Below are 881 nucleotides of genomic sequence, written 5' to 3'. Positions count from 1 at the left end.
AAACCGCTTGCAGTATTTAGGCTATCGCACGCTATGGTACAAGCTCTCTGCTTGGGTGTTGTCCGCCGTCATTGCTGGTGTCGCGGGTGCACTCTATGTGCCGCAAGTCGGCATTATCAATCCAAGTGAAATGAATCCTGTGAACTCAATCGAGATGGCAGTTTGGGTAGCGACTGGTGGTAGAGGAAGCTTAGTGGGTGCTATTTTGGGAACAGGTGTGGTGAACGCAGTAAAAACCTACTTTACGGTCGCCTACCCTGAGTTTTGGCTATTGATATTGGGCGGGCTATTCGTCGTGGTCACGTTGTTTTTACCCAATGGCATTATGGGCTTGTTCGATCGCTTTAAAAAGGAGAAAGAGTAATGCTAACTGATAAATCAACAACGTCCGAGCAGCCAACCAATGAGTATGGGCGTACTCATGGTGGCACTGGCCACAGCCACCCAAAGCCAGCAGGCGTTGATTTTAGCCATGGTATTGCGCTATATCTAGAAGATGTGAGCGTTTGGTTTGACTCGTTTCGCGCACTCAACAATCTGTCGCTCTATATTGAAGAGGGCGAGCTACGCTGTATTATCGGCCCTAATGGCGCGGGTAAAACCACTCTGATGGATGTCATCACTGGTAAAACTCGACCTACCGAAGGCAGTGTATTTTTTGGTCAGACGCATAATCTTGCCAGCCTATCTACCGAAGAAATCGCTGAAGCGGGTATCGGTCGTAAATTTCAAAAACCCACTGTCTTTGAAAATTTTACGGTGATGGATAATTTGCTACTTGCCGCGCCAAAAGACAAACGTGTGGTTAAAAGCTTGTTCAACAAACTCGATGCCGATACGCGCGATACCCTCGATGCCACCCTTGAACAAATCCGCCTGAC

The 881-nt window shown here is 48.0% G+C and carries 2 protein-coding genes; both read left to right on the top strand.

The window, feature by feature from the left end:
- Positions 1-364: ABC transporter permease subunit (locus tag ACS8FC_RS15825; protein WP_439297472.1), on the top strand; the 364-nt coding region annotated here is incomplete at its 5' end.
- Positions 364-881 (top strand): ATP-binding cassette domain-containing protein (locus ACS8FC_RS15820; protein ID WP_439297471.1); only part of this gene is annotated, 518 nt, incomplete at its 3' end. The genes ACS8FC_RS15825 and ACS8FC_RS15820, both read left to right, overlap by 1 nt.

It is taken from the genome of Psychrobacter sp. 1Y4 (genome assembly GCF_051847555.1).
Note: the sequence above shows the minus strand (reverse complement) of the source record. Positions and strands in the feature narration are given on the sequence as shown.